19 protein-coding genes and 1 pseudogene are annotated in these 24885 nt (G+C 63.5%); 7 read left to right on the forward strand and 13 right to left on the reverse strand.

Annotated features, from left to right (window positions below):
• Positions 1–93: 93 nt before the first annotated feature.
• On the reverse strand, positions 94–5637 hold the full coding sequence (locus APH33_RS06005; protein WP_054884277.1) for an NEL-type E3 ubiquitin ligase domain-containing protein: 5544 nt from the start codon (positions 5635–5637) through the stop codon (positions 94–96).
• Positions 5638–5810: 173 nt separating this feature from the next.
• Here APH33_RS06005 and pip point away from each other — a divergent pair, with 173 nt between their 5' ends.
• The 7 genes from pip (at position 5811) to APH33_RS06040 (ending at position 14625) form a co-directional block, all read left to right on the forward strand.
• Entirely contained in the window at positions 5811–6782 is a 972-nt protein-coding gene (pip, locus tag APH33_RS06010) for a prolyl aminopeptidase (RefSeq protein ID WP_054884278.1), read from the forward strand.
• Positions 6779–7216: a D-aminoacyl-tRNA deacylase gene (gene dtd / locus APH33_RS06015; protein WP_054884279.1), complete on the forward strand. Its 438-nt coding sequence runs from the start codon at positions 6779–6781 to the stop codon at positions 7214–7216. The genes pip and dtd overlap by 4 nt, the downstream gene beginning before the upstream one ends.
• A gap of 263 nt (positions 7217–7479) precedes the next feature.
• Positions 7480–9216: a glucan biosynthesis protein G gene (locus tag APH33_RS06020; protein WP_212632771.1), complete on the forward strand. Its 1737-nt coding sequence runs from the start codon at positions 7480–7482 to the stop codon at positions 9214–9216.
• Entirely contained in the window at positions 9209–11782 is a 2574-nt protein-coding gene (gene mdoH / locus APH33_RS06025; RefSeq protein WP_054884281.1) for a glucans biosynthesis glucosyltransferase MdoH, read from the forward strand. The genes APH33_RS06020 and mdoH overlap by 8 nt, the downstream gene beginning before the upstream one ends.
• 276 nt (positions 11783–12058) lie before the next feature.
• Complete coding sequence (locus tag APH33_RS06030) at positions 12059–12856, forward strand: transporter substrate-binding domain-containing protein (protein WP_025752328.1); 798 nt, start codon at positions 12059–12061, stop codon at positions 12854–12856.
• Positions 12857–12935: 79 nt separating this feature from the next.
• Positions 12936–13898 carry an amino acid ABC transporter permease gene (locus APH33_RS06035; RefSeq protein WP_054884282.1) on the forward strand — a complete coding sequence of 321 codons (963 nt, stop codon included), beginning with the start codon at positions 12936–12938 and terminating at the stop codon, positions 13896–13898.
• The gene (locus APH33_RS06040) at positions 13891–14625 is read left to right on the forward strand and encodes an amino acid ABC transporter ATP-binding protein (protein ID WP_054884283.1); all 735 of its coding nucleotides are present in this window, start codon (positions 13891–13893) and stop codon (positions 14623–14625) included. The genes APH33_RS06035 and APH33_RS06040 overlap by 8 nt, the downstream gene beginning before the upstream one ends.
• A gap of 99 nt (positions 14626–14724) precedes the next feature.
• On the opposite strand, the gene APH33_RS27910 is transcribed toward APH33_RS06040, so the two are convergent.
• The 12 genes and pseudogenes from APH33_RS27910 to ubiE form a co-directional block, all read right to left on the reverse strand.
• Positions 14725–15618 carry a methyl-accepting chemotaxis protein gene (locus tag APH33_RS27910; RefSeq protein ID WP_371263236.1) on the reverse strand — a complete coding sequence of 298 codons (894 nt, stop codon included), beginning with the start codon at positions 15616–15618 and terminating at the stop codon, positions 14725–14727.
• A 9-nt stretch (positions 15619–15627) separates the two neighbouring features.
• A pseudogene (locus tag APH33_RS27915) lies at positions 15628–16917 on the reverse strand (methyl-accepting chemotaxis protein); the annotation flags it as partial.
• On the reverse strand, positions 16799–18715 hold the full coding sequence (locus APH33_RS06050; protein ID WP_054884285.1) for a methyl-accepting chemotaxis protein: 1917 nt from the start codon (positions 18713–18715) through the stop codon (positions 16799–16801). The pseudogene APH33_RS27915 and the gene APH33_RS06050, both read right to left, overlap by 119 nt.
• Before the next feature lie 100 nt (positions 18716–18815).
• On the reverse strand, positions 18816–19523 hold the full coding sequence (locus APH33_RS06055; protein ID WP_054884286.1) for a 16S rRNA (uracil(1498)-N(3))-methyltransferase: 708 nt from the start codon (positions 19521–19523) through the stop codon (positions 18816–18818).
• Positions 19520–20311 (reverse strand): twin-arginine translocase subunit TatC, encoded by a 792-nt coding sequence (gene tatC, locus APH33_RS06060; RefSeq protein WP_054884287.1) that lies wholly within the window; start codon positions 20309–20311, stop codon positions 19520–19522. The genes APH33_RS06055 and tatC overlap by 4 nt, the downstream gene beginning before the upstream one ends.
• Positions 20308–20685 carry a Sec-independent protein translocase protein TatB gene (gene tatB / locus APH33_RS06065; RefSeq protein ID WP_054884288.1) on the reverse strand — a complete coding sequence of 126 codons (378 nt, stop codon included), beginning with the start codon at positions 20683–20685 and terminating at the stop codon, positions 20308–20310. Before tatB ends, tatC begins: the two co-directional genes overlap by 4 nt.
• A 3-nt stretch (positions 20686–20688) precedes the next feature.
• Positions 20689–20976, reverse strand: coding sequence for a twin-arginine translocase TatA/TatE family subunit (locus APH33_RS06070; RefSeq protein ID WP_054884289.1), 288 nt, complete (start codon positions 20974–20976; stop codon positions 20689–20691).
• A 25-nt stretch (positions 20977–21001) separates the two neighbouring features.
• Positions 21002–21337, reverse strand: a complete 336-nt coding sequence (locus tag APH33_RS06075) for a phosphoribosyl-ATP diphosphatase (protein ID WP_013974545.1) — start codon at positions 21335–21337, stop codon at positions 21002–21004.
• Position 21338: 1 nt separating this feature from the next.
• Positions 21339–21731: a phosphoribosyl-AMP cyclohydrolase gene (gene hisI / locus APH33_RS06080; protein WP_027592414.1), complete on the reverse strand. Its 393-nt coding sequence runs from the start codon at positions 21729–21731 to the stop codon at positions 21339–21341.
• 72 nt (positions 21732–21803) lie between these two features.
• The gene (gene ubiB, locus APH33_RS06085) at positions 21804–23426 is read right to left on the reverse strand and encodes a ubiquinone biosynthesis regulatory protein kinase UbiB (RefSeq protein WP_054884290.1); all 1623 of its coding nucleotides are present in this window, start codon (positions 23424–23426) and stop codon (positions 21804–21806) included.
• Positions 23423–24046, reverse strand: a complete 624-nt coding sequence (locus APH33_RS06090; RefSeq protein WP_054884291.1) for an SCP2 domain-containing protein — start codon at positions 24044–24046, stop codon at positions 23423–23425. The genes ubiB and APH33_RS06090 overlap by 4 nt, the downstream gene beginning before the upstream one ends.
• Positions 24046–24816, reverse strand: coding sequence for a bifunctional demethylmenaquinone methyltransferase/2-methoxy-6-polyprenyl-1,4-benzoquinol methylase UbiE (gene ubiE, locus APH33_RS06095; RefSeq protein ID WP_054884292.1), 771 nt, complete (start codon positions 24814–24816; stop codon positions 24046–24048). The genes APH33_RS06090 and ubiE overlap by 1 nt, the downstream gene beginning before the upstream one ends.
• Positions 24817–24885: the final 69 nt, after the last annotated feature.

The raw sequence follows: 24885 nt of genomic DNA on the forward strand, positions 1-24885 counted from the left end.
AGTGGTAGATATCTGCACTTCAGAGACGGCCCTGCACCGGGAGCGGGTCGTCTCTGCCAAGCGTGTGCTGTTACCGCATGTTGGTTGCTTGCATCATGTCGGCGACTCCTGGCTCTGGCTCGCGAGGTGCGTCAGTTCGCGAATCAGCCCTTGCTCACGGTTGTTCTTTTCAGCTTCCAGGGTCGCGAACATGGGGCCCAACTGCTCGAGGGTCTGGTCGGGGAAGCGATCGGTCAGGCCGTTGACCTGCTGTTGGTATTCGCTTTCGATTTGTTCGAATCGCACGGCGTAGGCGCGGCGCAGGTGGTTCACCCAAGCCTCGTTATTGGCCGCATAGGTCAGAAATGCAGTGCCATGTTCGCCTTGTTGCACTTCGGACAGGACTTGGCTCAGCTCGAGCGCACTGACCGCGGCCGTGGCTTCGTACAGCATTCCGCCGGGCGGAACCGGCAGGTCCAGCTCCGCCGCCAAGCGCATGCGGTAGGCCAGGCGTACCTCCGCCTCGTCGCGCCCATTGCGCCGGGCAAGGGCGATGTCGTCCAAGGCCTGCATCCGGTACAGCCGGCGCGTGAGCCGATACAGCGCCGGCCCTTGATCTGCTTGTGGGATATCACGTAGCGCTTGCTGGTTGAACAGGCGCAGTTCGATCTGGTTGAACACCAGGTGGGCGCCGTCGTGACAGGTCTGGCTGCCGTCATCTTGCAGCAGAGCCTCTTCGGCGATCGCGCTGTAAAGCGCGCGTTCGTCGGCGTCGCTGGCGGCGTTTTGCAGCACGGCCCAGACCCGCCTGGCGAAAGCCGGGCGCAGGCGGCTGTCGCGAAACGGTGCGCTCTGGCGCAGGCGTTCGACCAGTCGCAGCAGCCTGTCGCCCTGTTCGTCTTGTTCCAACGCTTGCCACGCCTGTTCGTGAAGCTGATTTTCCTCGGGCGTGTCGAGCAACCAGGGGTGCATCCCCAACACCTCGTCTTCCCCTTCCTCTTCGCCACTGGAGCCATGACTGGAACTTGGCGAATGCTCGCTCAGGGTGTCGGATGCGTCATCCTGCAGGTGCGCCTGCAGGTCGTCTGGCAAGTCCATGACAAAGGCGTAGCGGCGGCCGTTGCCCTCGCTATGATAGGCCTGCCGCAGGCTGGCGTCGGTCAGTGGGTTGTCGCGTAGCGACACTTCCAGCAGCGGACGGGCGCTGACTGGGTTTTCGAGCACATGCTGGGGCAGCTCGCTGATCAGGTTGTGGTCCAGCCCCAGCAAGCGCAGTTCGCTGAACGCCTCCACCCAGGCTGGCCATTGCTGCAGGTTGCTGTTGCCCAGGTACAGTCGCTCGATCCGCGATGCCAGCGGGGCGGGCACCTGTGCAATGACGTCGAAGCGGTTGCCGGACAGGTCGAGCATGCGCAGGCTTTCTATCCGCGCCAGCAGATCCAGGCTCTGTTGCCCCACCAGCAGGCCTTGATCATGCAGGGTAAGGCCCTGCAGGTAGGTCAGCCCGGTGAGCGCCTCAGGGAGCATGGTCAAAGGCTGGACATGGCCCTCCAGATGCAACTGGGTAAGGTGGGTGAAGCGCTGAAGCAAAGCGTCCAGCTCCGCCAGTGTCATGCTCACCCGGGTCAGGGTGAGGCTGCGGACCTCGGCGGTAAAAGAGGCTGGAAGCTGCGGCGGGAAATGCGCCAGGGCGACGTCCGTGAGTGCCAGGGGCTCGCGCGCTGCGCCAGTGGGCAGGCGGTCCCAATATTCGACCAACATCCGGTTGATGGCTAACCGGCCAGCCAGGTTCGTATCGAATGGCGACGCCGTATCACTGGCAGTGTCCACCCAATGGGACAGTACCTCACGAAGTTCATCGCGCCCACGGAGGTGTTGCTCAAGCACGCCAAACGAGCCCCGCTGCACGCCCAGATTGAAGGTGAATCGATGGTTCGGGCCGTCAGGGTTGAGCTGGATCTGTTGGCCCACCGAGGCAAGCAGCGAGTTGCCACCCAGTGCAACGCGCGTTTGACGCGCTGCAGGCTCGGCATTGTCCAACAAGAAGCGCGGCAGCTCGATCAGCGAATTGTTGCGCAAAGACACCTCGGCGATGGTGTCTAACGCGTTGGCGTCCAGCCAGCTCGGCCAGCTGTAGAAACCCATGCGGTCGAGCCCCAGATAGTCGAGCGTCATGCCCGGCCCCGGTGCGCCGGCAGTCCACGCCAGGGCATTGCCGCTCAGGTCGAGATGGCGCAGTTGGCCCAGGGTGCCGAGGCGGTTCAGGTCGGCGGTGAGTATCATGGCGCCTTGGTTGACGAAGCTCAGGCGGGTGAGGGCCGGGAATTGGGTCGGAATCTGAATCAGCGCCATGGCGAAGATGGAGTATCTGTGGATCATGAACGCTGGGCGGCTGATTTCCAGGTCGACGACGTTCGCAAAGCGAGCCAGCAATGCCTGAGCCTGGGCCCAGTCGCTAGCCAGAGATGGTGAGGGGGCCAGGTTCATGTCGATGAGCTGCAGGCTGCGCGTTCGTTGGTAGATGAACTCGGGCAACGTGGCCGGGAAATCGTCGATGAATGCTTGCTCCAGACGCAGGGGCAGCCGCATCCAGGTGATTTCCGGCAAGCAGTTGGAGTACCAGTGCTGCCAGATGGCTCTGCCAATGTGGCTGCGGCTGGATGCCCTGGCCTCAGGGTCGGCCAGGGTTGCCGAAATTGCGTTCCATTGGCTCATGGCAAGGTCCAGACGCTGGCGTTCGTCCACCAGTTGCTGAAAGCGGGCGTTGATCTGGTGACGGGTCATGCCGGTTTCTTCCAGTGCCTGCAGAATGCGCTCGACCGAGACCGGCACATGGTCCTGAAAGCCAAGCATCCGCAGGCTGTCGAGCAACGTCTCCCTGAGGATGTAACCGCTCATGGCGCCCCGGCCGCTCAGCAGGTAGCCCAGGCGACCGCCAGCCAGGCGCATTGGCGGTACGTAGCCGGGCGTAACCGCTGGCAGGCCGAGCGCCTCGCGTATGTCTTGGCGAGGCGGTAGCGGAGCCTGCCGGACAAGGTCTCGCAGGCGCTCGCCGTCCCAGGCGCCAGGTACCCCCAAGGCATTGCGTTGGGCATCGGGAAGGGCATGGGCAAGCGCCGCGAAGAGGTTGTCCACCCCGTGCAACTCGCGACCGTCGGCTTCAAGGGCGCTGTAGCCGTCCGCATGACGTGCCAGGATACGAATGATCTGCGCGTCTTGCGGGCCGATACTGTCGATCAAGCTGCCCCGGCTGCCGTTAGCCCTGACTTCGATGCGCACCTGCGCCGACCAGCCCGGCAGGCGCGTCATGATGCGCAGGACCAATCTGTCCGTATCGGCGTTGCTGGCCGCAGGTATCAACAAGCCTTCGCCGGCACGGCTGAGCCGCAGTTGCAGCAGGTAGGCGCGGATCTCCTCGGCCAGGCGCGCGGGCACCTTGCCTTGTGCCAGCTGCGCCCGTTCGCCAGGCGTGGCACCGTGCAGCACTTCGTCGCGCAAGGTGAACGGCAGGTCGGGGTAGACCCGCCGCAACAGGGCGGCATCGCTGTCATCGGTCGCCTGCAACGCCTCAAAGGCGCGCTCGAACCTGAGCCTGCGCTCGGCGGGGCTGAGCTCAGCGGGGATGGCGGCGTCCAGCTTGAGTCGCCAGAGCGTGTCCTGCAATTGTGCAGGCGGGCGCAACTGGTCGGCAAGCGTGCGCCGAAGCACGGCCTCGCTGGTGTCGGTGATCTCCAGGACGCGTGCCGCGGTGGCCTCGTCGAGTGTCGCGCCCAGCGGCCCCAAACGGCGGAACAGCGTGATGCCAGACCATTCCCGAGGCTTGTCCAGTCCATGCAGCCAGGCGCCCGCGCCATTGTGCCGGATCAGCGGCTTGTAACTTTCGGCCCTGGTCGGGTGCGCGAGTGTGAACTGGTCCGCCGCCTGGGTGGCGTCGAGTACGTACCACCGATCCTCCAGGGCGAGCCAGGTCTTGCCCTGATAGGTGTACAAACCTGAGGCGTCTGGCTGCAGGCCTGCTGGCAGGACGATATCGTGGGCAAAGGGTGCCAGGTCGGGTTTCCACAAGCGGATGCTGGCGTCCGGCATTTCAACCGGGCCTAGGTCCTCGATGAATGAAGGTGCCTCCACCGGGATTCGCTCCACCGCTGGAATGGCGCCGCCACCGCCGGCTGCGGCGAGACCTGCCATCAGTGCGACGTTTTCCACCACATCCATCAGGTAGGTCAGCGCTTGATCGCGCTCGTCGCGTGTCCAGCTCTCGATCCCTTCGTAAACCTCGTAGCCCAGCTGCAGCGCCGCCACCCCCAACATCGCGGCGCCCAGCGCAGGCACGAAGAACGCAGCGATGTTAAGTGCCTGCAGCGCGCCCTGGCCGAAGAACGCCAGCAGATGCTCAAACGATTGTTCGTCTCGCACCGCAGTGGGGACGGCATGGAACAGGGCATCGTCCTGCAGGCGCCGGGCTTTCTGGTTGGCCAACTGGGTGAGCATGGGCTGCAGCAGCGGCGACTCGCGCAGGTGCAGTTGCGCCGCAGGGTTGGGTTGGCGCTCCTGCCAGGCTTGACCAGGGGGCTGGGTCCATGGCCGCAGGCGGTTCTCGAGGTGGGTGTTGAGCGCCTGACTTGAGCGGGCGGGGATGAAACGTTGGAAGAACGCCAGGTAATCGCGGTCGAGCAGGCGATCACGCAGTGCATCGGCGAAGGCTTTGCTAGAGGCATAGACCTTCAGTGGCGAGACTGGGTCGTCAGGGATGTACGCAACTATGGGCACGCTCTGGCTGGCACCCTGGCGCGACGGCCCGATGATCAGGATGCTGGTCAGCTCCACGTCCCACAGCTTGAGGAACGAGCAGGTCAGCGTATCGTCAGTCGAGCCTGGCAAGGCGTTGAGAGCGCGGTGCCAAGTGGCATCAATGTCGCCCTTGAGCAATGCCAGATGCGTTTGCAACACAAATGCATGGTGCTCGGCTCCTTTCGCGGCAGCCATCACCGACGCTGCCGTCTCGCCGCCGAGCGGCCGCGCCGGCGGGTTGAAGAGGTTGCGGATACATTGCTGGTATTGGCCGCCCAGGTCCAGCTCACGAACCAGAGCGGCAAACGCGCTTGGCTCGATAGCGACGGGCTTTCCCTGTGGCATGAAGGCCAGGTAGCGGTCGCTGTCGAGTATCTGGGCTTTCAGGTCGCCTTCGTCCAGGCCGCCCTCCCGTGCCTGCGCCGCCTCGAAATTTTGCAGGGCGCATTTCAACAATGGCTGCGTGGCCATTTTCAGCGCCGCTTGCGCCGTGGCCATTGAATCCCGTGCATCGTTGCTGCGCAGTCGGTAAGCGGCGGCCAACCTGGCGTTGAACAAGTAGGTGTGATCGACGTCGATGGTCAGGCCGAAACGCGTCTTGAGGGCGTCGACCAGGCGTGGCCGGGCGAAGTCCTCCAGGCCAGGTAATGGGGCCAGCAGCGTACGCCAGCGCGACTCGGTTTCGCGGTGGCGGGCATAGGCAGGCTGCAGTTCGCGACAGATGGCTGGGTTGGTCAGGCAGGCGTTTTCGAACCACGGCAGCGGCGTACGCAGCGAGTGTCGAAGCGTTTGGTGTGTGTCCGGTGCCGCCTTCATCCAAGCGGGAATTTTTTCGGCTATCAGGGTGTAGTGCGGGGGCAAGGTCATGATCGGGCTCGTGGTGGCGGGGCCTCGATCTTCGATGTGTGCCGGGTGCGGCAGGCGCTAGATATGTCTAGCCTCACGCGCTCGGAGGCTTTGCTGCTGCGCGGGCATGCTCAAACGGCCAATTCAGGTTTATGATGGCCCACGGCCAAATCCCCCTTCACACGGAGTGCGCAATGCAGACCCTCTACCCGCAGATCAAACCCTACGCCCGGCACGATCTGGCCGTGGAAGCGCCGCATGTGCTGTATGTCGATGAAAGCGGCTCGCCGGAAGGTCTGCCTGTGATATTCATCCACGGTGGCCCGGGTGCGGGCTGTGATGCCCAGAGCCGTTGCTACTTCGACCCCAACCTGTACCGCATCATCACCTTCGACCAGCGCGGCTGTGGCCGCTCCACGCCGCACGCGAGCCTGGAGAACAACACCACCTGGCACCTGGTCGAGGACCTTGAGCGCATCCGCAAGCACCTGGGCATCGAAAAATGGGTACTGTTCGGCGGCTCGTGGGGCTCGACCCTGGCGCTGGCCTACGCCCAGACCCACCCCGAACGTGTTCACGGTCTGATCCTGCGCGGCATCTTTCTGTGCCGTCCGCAGGAAATCGAGTGGTTCTACCAGGAAGGCGCCAGCCGCATGTTCCCGGACTATTGGCAGGACTACATCGCACCGATCCCGGCGGAGGAGCGGGGTGACCTGGTCAAGGCCTTCCACAAGCGCCTGACCGGCAACGACCAGATCGCCCAGATGCACGCGGCCAAGGCCTGGTCCACCTGGGAAGGCCGTACCGCCACGCTGCGCCCGAACCCGCTGGTGGTCGACCGCTTCTCCGAGCCACAGCGCGCGCTGTCGATTGCCCGCATCGAATGCCATTACTTCATGAACAACGCGTTCCTGGAGCCCGACCAACTGATTCGCGACATGCCGAAGATTGCCCATCTGCCAGCAGTGATCGTGCATGGCCGCTACGACGTGATCTGCCCGCTGGACAACGCCTGGGCGCTGCACCAGGCCTGGCCGAACAGCGAGTTGAAGGTCATCCGCGACGCCGGGCATGCTGCCTCCGAGCCAGGTATCACCGATGCCCTGGTGCGTGCGGCAGACCAGATGGCGCGCCGTCTGCTCGACCTGCCGCTGGAAGAAGCATGAAGGGCTTGCTGCAACGGGTGCGTGGCGCACGCGTGGAAGTGGGCGGGGAGATTGTCGGTGCCATTGACCAGGGCTTGCTGGTGTTGGTGGCGGTGGAGCCCGAAGATACCCGTGAACACGCCGACAAACTGTTGCACAAGCTGCTGAACTATCGCGTGTTCAGTGACGAGCAGGGCAAGATGAACCTGTCGCTCAAGGATGTCGGTGGCGGCCTGCTGCTGGTGTCCCAGTTCACCCTGGCGGCTGATACCCGCAGCGGCATGCGGCCGAGCTTCTCGACCGCCGCACCACCGGCGCTCGGGGCGGAATTGTTCGACTATCTTTTGAGCAAGGCACGCGGCCTGCATGCCGATGTGGCAAGCGGGCGCTTCGGTGCAGACATGCAGGTGCATCTGGTCAATGATGGCCCTGTGACATTCTTGTTACAAATATGAGGTCGAAAAACCCTTTGTTTATAGGAAAACAAGGGGTTTTGTACGATAAATAGTTAGTCCACACTGATGCGTTGTAACGCATCCTGCTGGATAATCGCGCGCTGCGTGAGCCTGCGTTCGCAGGTTCGTTTCACTCTGACTCGAGTATTGTCTGGACCCGTTTGGGGAATCATTACGCCCTCATGGGGTCCGAACAGTGCTCGCCAACCCGGCATTTGTCGCTGGCCGTTGGTTTCATGATCTGTTTTCGGCGAGGGTTGCTCGTGATTGTTAGTCCCCAAAAAGCATCAAGAATCCCCGGCACCGGGCTGCGCAAGGCCCTGATGGCCAGTGTGGCACTGGTCGGCCTGATGAGCGCGGGCCAGCTGTGGGCATTCAATCTTGACGATGTTGCAGCCAAGGCAAAGGATCTGGCCGGCCAGAAATACGAAGCACCGAAGAGCAATCTGCCTGCGGTGTTCCGCGACATGAAGTTCGCGGACTACCAGAAGATCCACTTCCTGCAGGAAAAGGCCGAGTGGGCCAAGGACAAGACCCCGTTCAAGCTGTCCTTCTACCATCAGGGCATGCACTTCGACACACCGGTGAAGATCAACGAGATCACTGCCTCCCGTGTCGAGGAAATCAAGTACGACTCGAGCCGCTTCGAGTTCGGTGACGTGCCGCACGACCCGGAAACCGTCAAGAACCTCGGTTACGCCGGTTTCCGCGTGCTTTACCCGATCAACAAGGCCGACAAGCAGGACGAGATCATGACCCTGCTGGGAGCCAGCTATTTCCGCGTGGTCGGCAAGGGCCATGTGTACGGCCTGTCGGCCCGTGGCCTGGCCATCGACACCGCGCTGCCGTCGGGCGAGGAGTTCCCGCGCTTCACCGAGTTCTGGGTCGAGAAGCCCAAGCCGGCCGACAAGCATCTGGTGATCTACGCCCTGCTTGATTCGCCACGCTCCACCGGCGCCTACAAACTGATCCTGCGCCCGGGTACCGATACCGTGGTCGACGTACAGTCGCGCGTGTTCCTGCGTGACCAGGTCAGCCGCCTGGGTATCGCCCCGCTGACCAGCATGTTCCTGTTCGGCCCCAACCAGCCCTCCAAAGTGCTGAACTATCGCCCGGCCCTGCATGACTCCGAAGGCCTGTCGATCCACGCCGGCAACGGCGAATGGCTGTGGCGTCCGCTGAACAACCCGAAACACCTGGCCGTGAGCAACTTCAGCGTCGAAAACCCGCGTGGTTTCGGCCTGATGCAGCGCCAGCGCGCCTTCAGCGACTTCGAAGACCTCGACGACAACTACCAGAAGCGTCCAAGCGCCTGGATCGAGCCGAAAGGTGACTGGGGCAAGGGCACCGTCGACCTGGTCGAGATCCCGACCGCCGACGAAACCAACGACAACATCGTTGCCTTCTGGAGCCCGGAGAAGCTGCCTGAACCAGGCAAGCCGTTCGAATACGCCTACCGCCTGCACTGGACCATCGACGAGCAGCAGTTCCAGGCCCCCGACCTGGGCTGGGTCAAGCAGACCCTGCGCTCCACCGGTGACGTCAAGCAGTCCAACCTGATCCGCCAGCCAGACGGCAGCGTCGCCTTCCTGGTCGACTTCGCCGGTCCAGCCCTTGCCGCCCTGCCGGAAGACACTCCGGTGCGCAGCCAGATCAGCGTTGGCGACAATGCCGAGGTGGTCGAGAACAATCTGCGCTATAACCCGGAGACCAAGGGCTGGCGCCTGACCCTGCGGCTGAAGGTCAAGGAAGCCAACAAGTCCACCGAAATGCGCGCTGCGCTGGTGCGTGACGTGCCGGTCGAGCCGGCCAAGCCTGCTGCTGAAACCAAGCAGGAAAAGGCAGCAACCAAGCACGCCAAGCATGAGAAAACCGCCAAGGCGGAACCAGCCAAGGCCGAACAACCCGCCGCCGATGCGGCACCCACCAACGGGACCCCGGCCACCACTGAAAAAGTGCTGACCGAGACCTGGAGCTATCAGTTGCCTGCCGATGAGTAACTCAAGCGCAAGGCCAGAATCGCTTGGCGAATACCTGGCCCACCTCCCACTGAGCGATGAGCAGCGCGCGGAACTCGCCAGCTGCACTTCGTTCAGTGAGCTGCACCAACGCCTGGCGGCCAACCCGGTCGCCAACGCCACCGAGGCCGTGCAGGCCTCGGTCGGCCCGCGCCTGACCGTGGGCAGCGCCGCCGAGCTGGAAGATGCCGAGATGCTCGGTGTCGACGGCAGCGGCCGCCTGTGCCTGAAGATCGCGCCGCCGATCAAGCGCACCAAGGTCGTGCCCGAGCCATGGCGCACCAATGTGCTGATCCGCATGTGGCGGCGCATGACTGGCCGTGCCAACGCGCCGCAGCCGCCCAAGCGCGAGCTGCCAGCTGCGCGCTGGCGCACGGTCGGCTCGATCCGTCGTTACATCCTGCTTGCCCTCATGATTGGCCAGACCATCGTCGCTGGCTGGTACATGAAGGGCATCCTGCCATACCAGGGCTGGTCGTTCGTCGACCTGAACGAAGTCGTCAGCCAGCCGCTGTGGGACACCGTGGTGCAGGTTTGGCCGTATGCCTTGCAGACGTCCATCCTGGTGCTGTTCGGCATTCTCTTCTGCTGGGTGTCGGCAGGCTTCTGGACCGCGCTGATGGGCTTCCTCGAGCTGCTCACAGGGCGCGACAAATACAAGATTTCCGGCAGCAGTGCCGGCAACGAGCCGATTGCCCCCGAGGCGCGTACCGCGCTGGTGATGCCGATCTGCAACGAAGACGTGCCGCGTGTGTTCGCGGGCCTGCGGGCGACCTTCGAGTCGGTGGCGGCCAGCGGCAACCTCGACCGTTTCGACTTCTTCGTGCTCAGCGACACCAACGACACCGACATCGCCGTGGCCGAGCAACAGGCCTGGCTGGACGTGTGCCGCGAAACCAAGGGCTTTGGCCGTATCTTCTACCGCCGCCGCCGTCGCCGTGTGAAGCGCAAGAGCGGCAACCTCGACGACTTCTGCCGTCGCTGGGGTGGTGAGTACAAGTACATGGTCGTGCTCGACGCCGACAGCGTTATGAGTGGCGAGTGCCTGAGCAGCCTGGTGCGCCTGATGGAGGCCAACCCGGACGCCGGCATCATCCAGACCGGGCCGAAAGCCTCGGGCATGGACACCCTGTATGCGCGCATGCAGCAGTTCGCCACTCGCGTGTACGGCCCGCTGTTCACCGCCGGCCTGCACTTCTGGCAGCTGGGCGAATCGCACTACTGGGGCCATAACGCGATCATCCGTATGAAGCCGTTCATCGAGCACTGTGCCCTGGCCCCGTTGCCGGGCAAAGGTGCGTTCGCCGGCGCCATCCTTTCCCACGACTTCGTCGAAGCTGCGCTGATGCGCCGTGCCGGCTGGGGCGTGTGGATTGCCTATGACCTGCCGGGCAGCTACGAAGAACTGCCGCCTAACCTGCTCGACGAGCTCAAGCGCGACCGCCGCTGGTGCCACGGTAACCTGATGAACTTCCGCCTGTTCCTGGTCAAGGGCATGCACCCGGTGCACCGTGCGGTGTTCCTCACCGGGGTGATGTCTTACCTGTCGGCGCCGCTGTGGTTCCTGTTCCTTGTGTTGTCGACGGCATTGCTGGCGACCAACACCCTGATGGAGCCGCAGTACTTCATCGAACCGTACCAGCTCTACCCGCTGTGGCCGCAGTGGCACCCGGAGAAGGCGGTGGCGCTGTTCTCCACCACTATCGTGCTGCTGTTCCTGCCCAAGCTGCTCAGCGTCATCCTGATCTGGGCCAAGGGTGCCGTCGAGTACGGTGGGCGCATCAAGGTCACCCTGTCGATGCTGATGGAGATGCTGTTCTCCATGCTGCTGGCGCCGGTACGCATGATCTTCCATACCCGCTTCGTGCTGGCGGCGTTCCTCGGCTGGGCGGCAACCTGGAACTCGCCGCAGCGTGACGACGACTCCACCCCCTGGAGCGAAGCGCTGCGCCGCCATGGTCCGCAGACCCTGCTGGGCTTCGCCTGGGCCGGGCTGGTGGCCTGGCTGAACCCGAGCTTCCTGTGGTGGCTGGCGCCAATCGTTGGCTCGCTGGTGCTGTCGATCCCGGTATCGGTCATCTCCAGCCGCACGCGCCTGGGCCTGGCGGCCAAGGACGAGAAGCTGTTCCTGATTCCCGAGGAATATGCGACGCCGCAAGAACTGCTGGCCACCGACCAGTACACCCACGAGAACCGCTGGCATGCCCTGCATGACGGCTTCGTGCGTGCGGTGGTCGACCCTCGGCAGAACGCGCTGGCCTGCGCCATGGCCACCGCCCGCCACGGCCAGGCCGCGCCGATCGAGGCGCTGCGTGCCGAGCGCGTGGCCAAGGCGATCGAGGTCGGGCCGAAAGGGCTGGACCTCAACACCCGCCTGGCCTTGCTCAGCGACCCAGTGGCCTTGAGCCGCCTGCACGAGCGGGTCTGGGCCGAACACAATGCGGCGTGGATCGATGTCTGGCGTGCCTCGATCAAGAACGACCCGCATTCGCCGCTGCTGCCACTGCATCCGGAGAATGAAGGCCAACCGGCACTCGTCGGCGCCTGATGACCTTGGGGCCGCTTTGCGGCCCTATCGCGACACAAGGCCGCTCCTACAGGGATATGCATTCTCTTGTAGGAGCGGCCTTGTGTCGCGAAACGAGGGCAGAGCCCTCGCCTGCGATAGTCCTGCATAACGGATTTTGGCCAACAAAGTCTCCCCCGGCTCTAGGTCCGAGAGCCGCCATGCGTTAGCATCCCTCTCCGATAATCCGCATTGGCCGGTACGGCCGTGCCACGACAATAAGATTCGCTTCTTTTCTTGCTAGGGGACTTGGTGATGATCAAGAAATATCTTTCGCGACTGCTGGTCGGTGTCACCGCCCTGGTCGCCGTGACTGCGGCCCAGGCCGGCGCCATTGACGACGCAGTCAAGCGCGGCACCCTGCGGGTGGGCATGGACCCAACCTACATGCCGTTCCAGATGACCAACAAGCGCGGCGAGATCATCGGCTTCGAAGTCGATATCCTCAAAGCGATGGCCAAATCCATGGGTGTGAAATTCGAGGCTGTTTCCACCGCTTATGACGGCATCATCCCGGCCCTGCTGACAGACAAGTTCGACATGATCGGCAGCGGCATGACCCTGACCCAGGAACGCAACCTGCGCCTGAACTTCAGCGAACCTTTCATCGTGGTTGGCCAGACCCTGCTGATCCGCAAGGAGCTGGCGGGCGAGATCAAGTCGTACAAGGACCTGAACAACGAGAAGTACCGCCTGACCTCCAAGCTCGGCACCACCGGCGAGATGGTGTCCAAGAAGCTGATCGGCAAAGCCAAGTACCACGGCTACGACAACGAGCAGGAAGCGGTGATGGACGTGGTCAACGGCAAGGCTGACGCCTTCGTCTACGACGCGCCGTACAACGTGGTGGCGGTCGAGAAGGCCGGTGCTGGCAAGCTGCTGTTCCTCGAAGAACCATTCACCTACGAGCCGCTGGCCTTCGGCCTGAAGAAAGGCGACTACGACAGCATCAACTTCATCAACAACTTCCTGCACCAGATCAAGCATGACGGGACCTACGATCGTATTCACGACAAGTGGTTCAAGAACAAGGATTGGCTGAAGGAAATGGAATAAGGCCCAGGCCACAAGCCCGGCTTTATGACCCCGACGCGCAGGCAAACCCTGCGCGTTCGCATTTACGGAAGTACCCCACGTGATCAAACACAAGAAAGCCCAGTGGCCCTGGCATGGCTTGACCGCCCTGGTCCTGGTGGGCCTGGCGTTCAGCCTGTACATGGCCACTTCGATGATTTCCTACGAGTGGCGCTGGAACCGCGTACCGCAATATTTCGCCTACAAGGCTGAAGAAACGCAACGCGCAGCCGGTTACGGCACCGTGCAGGAAATCGTCATCTCCGGCGACAATGCCCGCGTCACGCTGAAGGATGAAAGCGGCGCCGAGCAAGTGCTCGAGGTGGCCAAGGACAGCCTGCAACTGAGCCGCGGCGACGACGTCGCCGAAGGCGACCAGATCGGCGTGACCCGTCATTGGGCCGCTGGTCCGCTGGCCTGGGGCTTGTGGACCACCTTGTGGATCTCGGTGGTGTCCGGTGCGCTGGGCCTGGTGATCGGCCTGTTCGCCGGCCTGTGCCGGTTGTCGAACAACCCGACCCTGCGCGACCTGTCGACGGTGTACGTCGAACTGGTGCGCGGCACGCCATTGCTGGTGCAGATCTTCATCTTCTACTTCTTCATCGGCACCGTACTCAACCTGTCCCGGGAGTTTGCCGGGGTGGCCGCGCTGGCGCTGTTCACCGGCGCCTATGTGGCGGAAATCGTCCGCGCCGGCGTGCAGTCCATTGCCAAGGGCCAGAACGAGGCTGCTCGCTCGCTGGGCCTGAACGCGGGCCAGTCGATGCGCCACGTGATCCTGCCGCAGGCGTTCAAGCGTGTGCTGCCACCGCTGGCCGGGCAGTTCATCAGCCTGGTCAAGGACACCTCGCTGGTGTCGGTGATCGCCATCACCGAGCTGACCAAGAGCGGCCGCGAGGCCATCACCACGTCGTTCTCGACCTTCGAGATCTGGTTCTGCGTGGCAGGCCTGTACCTGCTGATCAACCTGCCGCTGTCGCACATCGCCAGCCGGCTCGAGCGGAGGCTTGCGCAAAGTGATTGAAGTCCGTGACCTGCTGAAAGTCTTCGACACCCGTGGCCATGTGGTGCGGGCTGTGGATAACGTCACCACCCAGGTTGCCAAGGGCGAAGTGGTGGTGGTGCTCGGCCCGTCGGGTTCGGGCAAGTCGACCTTCCTGCGCTGCCTCAATGGCCTGGAGCATTTCGACGAAGGCCGCGTGGCCATCGACGGCCTGCAACTGGCCGACCCGAAGACCGACATCAACGCCTACCGCCGCGAAGTCGGCATGGTGTTCCAGCACTTCAACCTGTTCCCGCACATGACGGTGCTGGAAAACCTGTGCCTGGCGCAGAAGGTGGTGCGCAAGCGCAACAAGGCCGAGCGTGAAGCCAAGGCCCGGGCGTTGCTGGAGAAAGTCGGGATTGCGCAGAAGGCCAACGAGTATCCGTCGCGCCTTTCCGGCGGCCAGCAGCAGCGGGTGGCGATCGCCCGTGCCCTGGCGATGGACCCGAAGGTGATGCTGTTCGACGAACCGACCTCGGCGCTCGACCCGGAAATGGTCGGCGAGGTGCTGGACGTGATGAAGACCTTGGCCCAGGAAGGCATGACCATGGTCTGCGTCACCCACGAAATGGGCTTTGCCCGTGAAGTGGCGGACCGCGTGCTGTTCTTCGATCACGGCAAGCTGCTGGAAGACTCGGCACCGGCCGCCTTCTTTGCTGCGCCGAAAGACCCGCGTGCGCAGGCGTTCCTGCGCCAGGTGCTGTAACCGCACCGGCCCCTTCGCGGGCTTGCCCACAGGTACTGCAACGCCATCGGGGCAATGCAGAATCCTGTGGGGCAAGCCCGCGAAGCAGGCGATTCGGTCTCAAAGGCTGAACCGTCCCACCATCCCCCGCAACTGCCGCCCCAGCTGCTCCAGCTCCCCGCTCGAAGCCGCGGTCTGTTCACTGGCCGTACTGGTCTGGTCCGACACATCCCTGACGCTGATCACGCTGCGGTTGATCTGCTCGGCCACCACGCTCTGTTCCTCGCTGGCCGTGGCGATCTGCTGGTTCATGCCCTGAATGCTCGATACCGTGTCGGTGATCTGCCCCAAGGCTTGCCCGGCTCTGCGGCTCAGCTCGACGCTTTGCTCGGTAAGACTCTTGCTGCTGTCCAGCAGCCGGTTCACTTCGTCGGTGCCGTTGTGCAGGCTGTCGATCAGCTGGCCAATCTCTTCGGTCGCGGTCGAGGTTCGCTGGGCCAGGCCGCGCACTTCATCGGCCACCACGGCAAAGCCGCGTCCCGCTTCACCGGCCCGTGCCGCTTCGATGGCTGCATTCAAAGCCAGCAGGTTGGTCTGTTCGGACACCGACTTGATCACATCGAGGATGCTGCCGATGCGCTGGCTCTCGCCGGCCAGGTGCTGCATGGCGGCCAGGCAATGGTCCATCTGCCCCGCCAGTTGTTCGATACGGCCAATGGCGTCGCTAACCACCTGGTCACCCAGTTGCGCTTGCTGGTCGGCATTGGTGGCCGCCAGGGAAGCCTGTTCGGCGTTCTGCGCCACCTCCTGCACCGTGGCGCTCATCTGGTTCATGGCGGTGGCGACCTGGTCGGTTTCCTCGCGCTGCTGGTTGATGCGCAGCTTGGTGTCCTCACTGCTCGTTGCCAGCTGTGATGCCGCCTGGGAGAGCTGTCCGATACCCTGGTCGATGCCACCGATAAGTTCGCGCAGGCTGGCGATCATCTCGCTCATGCGGGTCTGTAGTTGTCCCATTTCGTCACGGCGCTGCACCGGTTCGAGCTGGCTCAGGTCGCCCTTGGCGATGCGCGCGGCCAGCGCCAGCGTCTGGCGCAGCGGTTGGGTGATCTGCTGGGTAATCAACCACCCGGCGATGACACCAACGATCAGAGCCAGCAGCGCCACACTGGTGAGCAAGGCGCGGGCAGCCACGGCCTCGCTGTCGCGTTGCTCCACCTTCCTGTCGCTCAGCTCCAGGCTGACGGCCCTGAGCTCGGTGCCCATCTGTTCCATTTCATTCTGCAACTGCTCGACCTGCAACGCCGTTTGGCGGTACTGCTCGAGGCTGCTGCGGTACTTGCCCAGTTCGATCCCGGGCTGTTGCGTCAGCGTGCGTGGCAGCCCCAGTGGTGCAAGGCCTTTGAGCAGTTGGCCGAGGCTGGTATCGGCGGCGCTCAGTGCGACATCGCCAACCTTGGCGAAGTCCTCAAGGGGCGAGAAGGTGTAGGCCGGCACCAGGCTTTGTTGATTGGCAGTGTCGACCTGACGGCTCAGGTTATCCATCAGCCCCAGCACGCTGCCCTGACTATCAGCAGGCATCTTCAGCAGAGCCTGGGTCTGCAGCTCGTCGATGACGTCATTGAGCTTCTGCTCTTGGGCCTGCATCGCTGCGCGGACGGAACGGCGCTCGTCGACACTGCGTTGCAGTGTGGAGAAGATATCGCGCAGGCGCTGCAGCAGCTGCAGCTTCTGGGTCAGCATCTGGCGTGATTCATCGACGCTGCTGCGCTGCTGCAGGGTGGTCAGCATGGCGTCGAGCTGCTGCAGAATGCTGGCGATCTGCGCCTTGCTGGCGTCATCCGCCAGTACCCGGTAGGTGATGCGCTCGGCGCGCAGGTCCTTGACCAGATCATTGATCTTGCCGATTTCGCTGAGCTGTTCCGAGCGGGTGATGGCGCCGTCCAGAGCGCGCCAGCCGCTGACCGTGGTGACCATGGTCAGCGCGAGGACCACGGCGAAGCCCAGGGCGAGCTTGGCGCCGACACTGATGTTGCCGAGCCTGTGATTGAGGTAGCCGAACATGGCAAGTCTCCGTCCAGTTGGTGGGGATGAGATGCTGGCGTAGTGCTGGCGTCTCATCCCTGCCAATCGGCGGAGGGCTTGTAGGACTTGACCTGAAAGTTCTGTAGGAAAATTCAGCGCAAGTGTAGAGGCGTCAGAGCCTGAATCGCCCGACCAACCCTTGCAGATGGGTGCCCAGGCGCGCCAGTTCGACGCTTGAACTGGCGGTCTCCTCACTCGCTGCGGAAGTCTGGTCAGAGATATCGCGAACATTCATCACGCTGCGGTTGATCTCCTCGGCGGTGGCGCTCTGCTGCTCGGCGGCGGTGGCGATCTGCTGGTTCATGGCCTGGATCGACGACACCGTGTGGGTGATGGTTTCCAGCGAGCTGCCGGCGCGGCGGGTCAGTTCGACGCTGCTGTCGGTCAATTGACGGCTGGCGTCCATCACACTGGCCACGCGCTGCGTGCCGTTTTGCAAGCCGGCGATCAGCTCTTCGATTTCCTCGGTGGATTGCTGGGTACGTTGGGCAAGGCTGCGCACCTCGTCGGCGACCACTGCAAAGCCGCGCCCGGCTTCACCCGCACGCGCCGCTTCGATGGCGGCATTGAGCGCCAGCAGGTTGGTCTGTTGCGCCACCGACTTGATCACATCAAGCACGCTGCCGATCTTGTCGCTTTCGGCCTTGAGCTGGTTCATCGCTTCGCTGGAGTTGACCACTTCGCTGGCCAGGCGCTCGATCTGCGCGACCGCTTCGCTGACGACACGATCGCCTTCGCGTGCCTGCTGGTCGGCCATGGCTGCCGCTTCCGAAGCTTGCTCGGCGTTGCGCGCCACTTCGTGGACGGTGGCAGCCATCTCGTTCATCGCAGTCGCTACCTGGTCGGTCTCGACCTTTTGATTGTTGACCCCGGCGCTGGTCTGCTCAGTGACCGCCGACAGCTCTTCGGCGGCGCTGGCGATCTGCGTCACGCCATCACCGATGCCGCCGATCAGCTCGCGCAGGCCCTGGGTCATGCGCTGCATGCTGGCTTGCAACTGACCGAGTTCGTCGCGGCGAGTCGAAAGCAGGTCCTGGCGCAAGTCGCCGTTGGCCACGCGCTCTGCGGCAGCCAGGGTCTGACGCAAGGGGACGATGATCTGCCGGGTAATGGCCCATGCCGCGAGCAGGCCCAGTACCAGGGCCAAGGCCGTGGCACCGCCGAGCATGACTTTGGCCTGGGCGGTGCCGGCATCGCGCACTTCGGTTTGCGAAACGGTCATTGCCTCACTGGTCTGCAGCAGCAGCGAGCCCTGTTCAGCCATGCGCTGCAGGGCCTGCTCGCTGGCGCTTTGGGCAGTGCCGAACTGAGTTACCGCATCGCGGTAAGCGGCCAGAGCGGTGGCCGAGTCGTCGAGGCTGGCGGCATATTCGGCCGGCAGCCTGGCGGGAAGTGCCTTGAGCTCGGCCAGTGCCTGGTCGATGGCCTGCAGCGCGGTTTGCTGGTAGTCAGCGTTGCCGCTGTAGGTGTAGCCGCGTACCTGGAAGCGCGCCTGTTGCACCAGTGTGCTGACGTCCACGGCATGCTGGTACTGGCTGATGTCGCCACCCTGCAGCAGGCGTTGCTGCACACGGCTGATCAGCTCGGCGGCCTTGTCGGCGCTGTCACCCAGCACACCACGAGCGGCATCGCGGCGTTGACCGGCTTGCTTGAGCTCGTTGAAGGCCTGCTGGTACTGGCTGACTGCGGCCTGCTGCTGTTGCAGGCGCTGACGGTCGGTGGGTTGCTCGATCTGCCCGAGCATGAAGGTGATCTGGCGCTCCAGATTGCCCAGGGCCTTTTCCAGCTCTCCGATGGCCGCGTCGTTGCGGTCGCGCTGGTAGTGCTGGCGGGCGATGCGCAGCTCCTGGGTGTACTGGTGGATCACCGAGATGTTGCCCAGTTTGTCACCACGCTCGGTGACACTGTTCAAACCCTGCCAACCGGTAAAGGTGATGGCCAGGGTCAACACCAGCACCAGGCCAAAGCCCAGCCCCAACTTGCGATTGACGCTTACATTCCCGAGCGATTGGGAAAACCATTGGTACATGTTCGACTCCCCGGCAACGTGGCAGCACAGATTATTGTAGTGTTGCCAACGCCATCGGCTTGCGCCGGGGAAACTTGATAGATAAAAGCTGACCCGTCTGTCAGAAAATCCGTGAGAGCAAGGCGGTTACCGCGGTTTCCACACGAAGAATGCGCTCACCCAGCTGTACAGGTGCCAGGCCAGCCTTGCCGAACAGCTCGATTTCGTAAGGAATCCAGCCGCCTTCGGGGCCGATGGCCAAGGTTACGGGGCCTTCAACCGCGCGTGGGCAGGCCGGGTAGGGGCCAGGGTGGCCAACCAGGCCGAGAGTGCCTTCGGCAATGGCAGGCAGGCGGTCTTCGACGAACGGTTTGAAGCGCTTTTCGATGATCACTTCGGGCAGCACCGTGTCGCGGGCCTGCTCAAGGCCGAGAATCAGGTTTTCGCGGATGGTTTCAGGGTTGAGAAAAGGCGTTTGCCAGAAGCTTTTCTCTACCTTGTAGCTGTTGACCAGGATCAGCCGCGGCACACCCAGGGTGGCCACGGTCTGGAACAGCCGGCGCAGCATCTTCGGACGCGGGACGGCCAGCACCAGGGTCAGCGGCAGTTTGGCCGGCGGCTGTTGGTCGAAGGCGACCTCCAGCTCGGCTTCATGCTTCTCAAGGCGCAGCACGGTGGCCTTGCCCATCAGCCCGTTGATGCGGCCCACGCGCAGCGTGTCGCCCACCGCGACACCGTGGATTTCCTGCATGTGGGTGAAGCGCCGATCAGCGAGAACGACACGCTCGGCCGAGACGAAATCGGCCTCTTCAAGAAGTAACAGGTTCACGGCTGGGTCGCTGGCGGCTGGTCGTCAGGGTCGTTGGTGGCTTCTTCGTCGGCATGGCTGCGTTTGCGGATCAGGCTGCCACACAGCACGCCAATCTCGAACAGCAGCCACATCGGCACCGCGAGCAGTGTCTGCGAGAAGATGTCTGGCGGCGTGAGGATCATGCCGACCACGAAGCAGCCGATGATCACGTACGGGCGGACCTTCTTCAGGTACTTCACGTCGACCACGCCGATCCACACCAGCAGCACCACGGCTACCGGGATCTCGAAGGCGACACCGAAGGCGAAGAACAAGGTCATGACGAAGTCGAGGTAGGCGGCGATGTCGGTCATCATCGCCACGCCTTCCGGCGTGGCTTTGGCGAAGAAGCTGAACATCAGCGGAAACACCAGGAAATAGGCGAAAGCCATCCCGGCGTAGAACAGCAGGATGCTCGATACCAGCAGCGGAATGGCAATGCGCTTTTCATGGCGATACAGGCCTGGCGCGATGAAGCCCCAGATCTGCTGGAGAATGAACGGGATCGCCAGGAACAGCGAGACGATCATTGTCAGCTTGAACGGCGTGAGGAACGGCGAGGCCACGTCGGTGGCGATCATCGTCGCATTGGCCGGCAAATGGTCGCGCAGCGGCGCCGACACCAAGGTATAGATCTGCTGGGCGAAGGAGAACAGCCCGGCAAAGATCAGGAAGATGACTGCCACACAGCGCAGCAGGCGGGTGCGCAGTTCGGTCAGGTGCGAAACCAGCGGCATTGGCTGGTCATGTTCCGGGTTCTCGCTCATGGGGCTCGCGGCGGTTGAGGCGGTTCAGAAGATGTGGCCGGTGCGGCAGATGGCTCGACCGGCCTGGCTTCGAGCCCGGCAGGTGGCTGCACGCTGGCCGTGGTTACCGGCGGCTGCGCGGGTGGCGTCAGTGGGTTGAGGATGCGCTTGGCTTCCTCTTCCATCTGCAGGATGTGCTCGTTATGCAGCTGGCGGCGGATGTCGTCGGCGCCGATTTCGCGCTCGACCTCCATCTTGATCGCGTTGAAGCTGCGTTTCAGCCGCCCGATCCACAGCCCCGCAGTACGCGCGGCGCCAGGCAGGCGCTCGGGGCCGAGCACCAGCAAGGCGACCAGGCCGACGAGCAGCAGCTCGCTGAAGCTGATGCCGAACATGGGTCAGTCTTTCCGCTGCGGCTCTTGGACCGGCTGGGCCTGGCCCTCGATGGTGTGGCCTTGCTGCGGCTGCGCGCTGCTCTGCTGGTGAGGCGCCTGCACTGGCGGCACGGGCTGGGCGGGCGGTGGGGCCTGCTCGGCCGGCTTGTTCTCTTCATCGCTCATGGCCTTGCGGAAGCCCTTGATCGACTCGCCCAGGTCGCTGCCGAAGTTCTTCAGCTTCTTGGTGCCGAAGACCAGGACGACAACCACCAGCAGGACGATCCAGTGTTTCCAGTCAAAAATACCCATGGTGCTCTCCTAGAATTCTATTGGCTCAGGCCGAAGGCTGACGCGCGGCCTTTTCATCGTGCCCGGAAAGCCCGAAGCGGCGCTCCAGTTCATCTAGCACGGCTTGCGGATGCTGGCCCAGCGCACTGAGCATGACCAGGCTATGGAACCACAAGTCTGCGGTTTCATAGATGACATCACTGTAATCCTTGCTCACGGCAGCGTCTTTGGCTGCGATGATGGTCTCGACGGACTCTTCGCCGAGCTTTTCGAGGATCTTGTTCAGGCCCTTGTGGTACAGGCTGGCCACGTAAGAGCTGTCAGGAGCCGCTTGTTTGCGCTCTTCGAGCACTTCGGCCAGGCGATTGAGGGTGTCGCTCATGTCAGTGTCCTGCGCTATAGATGGCATCCGGGTCTTTCAGAACCGGGTCGACGGTTTTCCACTGGCCGTCCTCGAAGACGCGGTAGAAGCAGCTTTCACGGCCGGTATGGCAAGCAATGTGGCCCAGCTGCTCGACCATCAGGATGATCACGTCGGCATCGCAGTCCAGGCGCATTTCATGCAACTTCTGCACATGGCCGGACTCCTCGCCCTTGCGCCACAGCTTGCCACGGGAACGCGACCAGTAGATGGCGCGTTGTTCGGCGGCGGTCAGCGCCAGCGATTCGCGGTTCATCCAGGCCATCATCAGCACACGTCCGGTCTTGTGGTCCTGGGCGATCGCCGGTACCAGGCCATCGCTGTTCCACTTGATCTCGTCCAGCCAGTCTTTCATCGTCGACTCCAAAGCGGGCCCGCTCCTGTGCCGGGCCCTTTGCGCTAGTGTGCCAGCCAGCAGCGCGGCTGGCTATTGGCGCACAATCAGGTAAAGCCCGGCGGCCAGCATCAGCCAGGCCGGCCAGGCGCCAGGTGCGGCCAGGCTGGCGGCCTCGGCGGCGCCGGTGGCCAGCACCGCACCGCCGCCAAGCAGGCCGGCACCGAGCAGGCGCAGCGCCCAGCGGTCGCCCTGGCGGCGATGTTCCGGCAGTTGCGGGTCTTCCAGGTGAGGCTGCGACAGACGTTCGAGCAGGTCGCGGGCCATGCCAGCCAGGTGCGGTAGCTGCTCGACCTGGCCATGAATGTTGCCGAGCACCGCCTTGGGGCTCATGCGTTCGCGCATCCAGCGTTCGAGGAACGGCTTGGCGGTGCTCCACAGGTCCAGGTCAGGGTACAGCTGTCGGCCCAGGCCTTCGATATTGAGCAGCGTCTTCTGCAGCAGCACCAGCTGCGGCTGGACTTCCATGTTGAAGCGCCGGGCGGTCTGGAACAGGCGCATCAGCACCTGGCCAAAGGAAATATCCTTTAACGGTTTTTCGAAGATCGGCTCGCACACGGTGCGAATCGCCGCTTCGAACTCATTGACCTTGGTATGCGCTGGTACCCAGCCCGAGTCGATGTGCAGTTCGGCAACGCGGCGATAGTCACGCTTGAAGAAAGCGATCAGGTTGCGCGCCAGGTAGTCCTGGTCTTCGGCGGTGAGGCTGCCGACGATGCCGCAGTCAATGGCGATGTACTGCGGGCTCCACGGTTTGACTGTGCTGACGAAGATGTTGCCCGGGTGCATGTCGGCGTGAAAGAAGCTGTCGCGGAACACCTGGGTGAAGAACACTTCCACGCCACGTTCGGCCAGCATCTTCATGTCAGTGCGCTGGTCAGCCAGGGTGGCCATGTCGGTCACCGGCACGCCGTAGATGCGCTCCATCACCAGCACCTTGGGGCGGCACAGGTCCCAGTACACCTGGGGCACGTACATCAGCTCGGAACCTTCGAAGTTGCGCCGCAGCTGGCTGGCATTGGCCGCTTCGCGCAGCAGGTCGAGTTCGTCGTAGATGGTCTTTTCGTAGTCGCCGACGATTTCCACCGGGTGCAGGCGGCGGGCGTCGGCCGAGGCGCGCTCGGCGGCCTTGGCGATCTGGAACAGCCAGGCCATGTCCTGGGCGATGACCGGCTTCAGGCCAGGGCGCACCACCTTGACCACCACCTCTTCGCCACTCTTGAGGCGGGCGGCATGCACCTGGGCGACCGAAGCAGAGGCCAGTGGCTCTACGTCGAAACGGCTGAACACTTCGCCGACCTTGGCGCCGAGCTGATCTTCGATCAGTGCCACGGCTTTTTTCGGGTCGAACGGCGGCACGCGGTCCTGCAACAGCATCAACTCGTCGGCGATGTCGGTGGGCAGCAAGTCGCGGCGGGTGGACAGCAACTGGCCGAACTTGATGAAGATCGGCCCCAGGTCCTGCAGCGCCAGACGCAGGCGCGCACCGCGGCTGAGCGCTGATGGCTTGCGCGGCAGCCAGCGCCAGGGCATCAGCAGGCGCAGGCTGGCCAGCCACCAGGGCAGCAGGGGTTGTTCGAACAGCAGGTCATCGAGACGGTAGCGGATTACCACGCGCTGGATGCGAAAAAGACGGCGGACGGCGAGCAGCTTCATGCGTTTTCGCTGGTATCAAGGGATCGGGAGAGGCGCTTGAGGCGGGCCTCGAGGCGTTCTGTGTCGAGCTTAAGGGCATCGAGTTCGCTGAAGGCGGCTTCAGCTTCGCGCTTGCCCACCAGGGTACGGGACTCTTCGGCCAGGTATTCGGACAGGTTCTGGCTGAAACGTGCCAGGCCCTGGCGGGTCCAGCGTGCGCGCAGGCGGATGTGCCCGGCCAGCATGGCCGTGGCAACCGGGCCGAGCCAGCGCTGTAGCTCGTGTTCCCAGTCCAGTTCCAGGTCCTGCAGCATGCCGAACAGGTCGAGCAGCACGGCACTGTCGCCATGCAGTTCGACCTGCGGGCTGTGCAGCACGGCGGTCTTGTCCCGGGCAACGGCCAGTTGTACCAGGCTACCGGCCGGGGCGCGCAGGCTGCAGTCGACTGCGCCTTCCCAGTGGGCGGCGAGCATCAGGCCTTCTTCATCGGGCAGGATGAACACCTGCAGGGCCGGCTGGCGGCAGTCGATCTCGATGACCTTGCCTGCGAGCGCGGCCAGCCGCGGCAAGGCCGTGCTGTCCATGCGCAGGACACGGTTCAGGCCATGTTCGACACTGGCGAGCAGCCCGGCCAGCAGCATCAGGGCTTGATTCCCCGGTGCACGGCAACGATGCCGCTGGTCATGTTGTGGTAGGTGACGCGGTCGAAACCGGCCTCGACCATCATGCTCTTGAGGGTTTCCTGGTCGGGGTGCATGCGGATCGACTCGGCGAGGTAACGGTAGCTTTCGGAGTCATTGGTGATCAGCTTGCCGGCCAGCGGCATGAAGGCGAACGAATAGGCATCGTAGGCTTTGGACATCAGCTTGTTGGTCGGCTTGGAGAACTCCAGGATCAACAGGCGCCCGCCCGGCTTGAGCACCCGCAGCATCGAGCGGATGGCCTGGTCCTTGTGGGTGACGTTGCGCAGGCCGAAGGCGATGGTCACGCAGTCGAAGTGGTTGTCCGGGAACGGCAGTTTTTCGGCGTCGGCCTGGACGAACTCGATATTGCCGGCCACACCACGGTCGAGCAGGCGGTCACGGCCGACCTTGAGCATCGAATCGTTGATATCGGCCAGAATCACCTGGCCCGTCGGGCCGACCAGGCGCGAGAACTTGGCGGCCAGGTCGCCGGTCCCTCCCGCGATGTCCAGCACGCGGCTGCCGGCGCGCACGCCCGACAGTTCGATGGTGAACCGCTTCCACAGGCGGTGCATGCCGCCGGATAGCACGTCGTTCATCAGGTCGTACTTGGCGGCGACCGAGTGGAACACTTCGGCGACTTTCTTCGCCTTCTGGCTTTCAGGGACGTCCTGGTAGCCGAAATGGGTGGTGGGTTCGGCGTGGTCGCCTTTGCGCTGGTCGTTCATATCGCTTCACCGGAAAAAATTACCGCCATTCTAGGGCGAACGGGCGGATTTGTCTTGGCGGGGTGTGCC

Source organism: Pseudomonas sp. NBRC 111130 (assembly GCF_001320485.1).
GTDB lineage: Bacteria > Pseudomonadota > Gammaproteobacteria > Pseudomonadales > Pseudomonadaceae > Aquipseudomonas > Aquipseudomonas vlassakiae.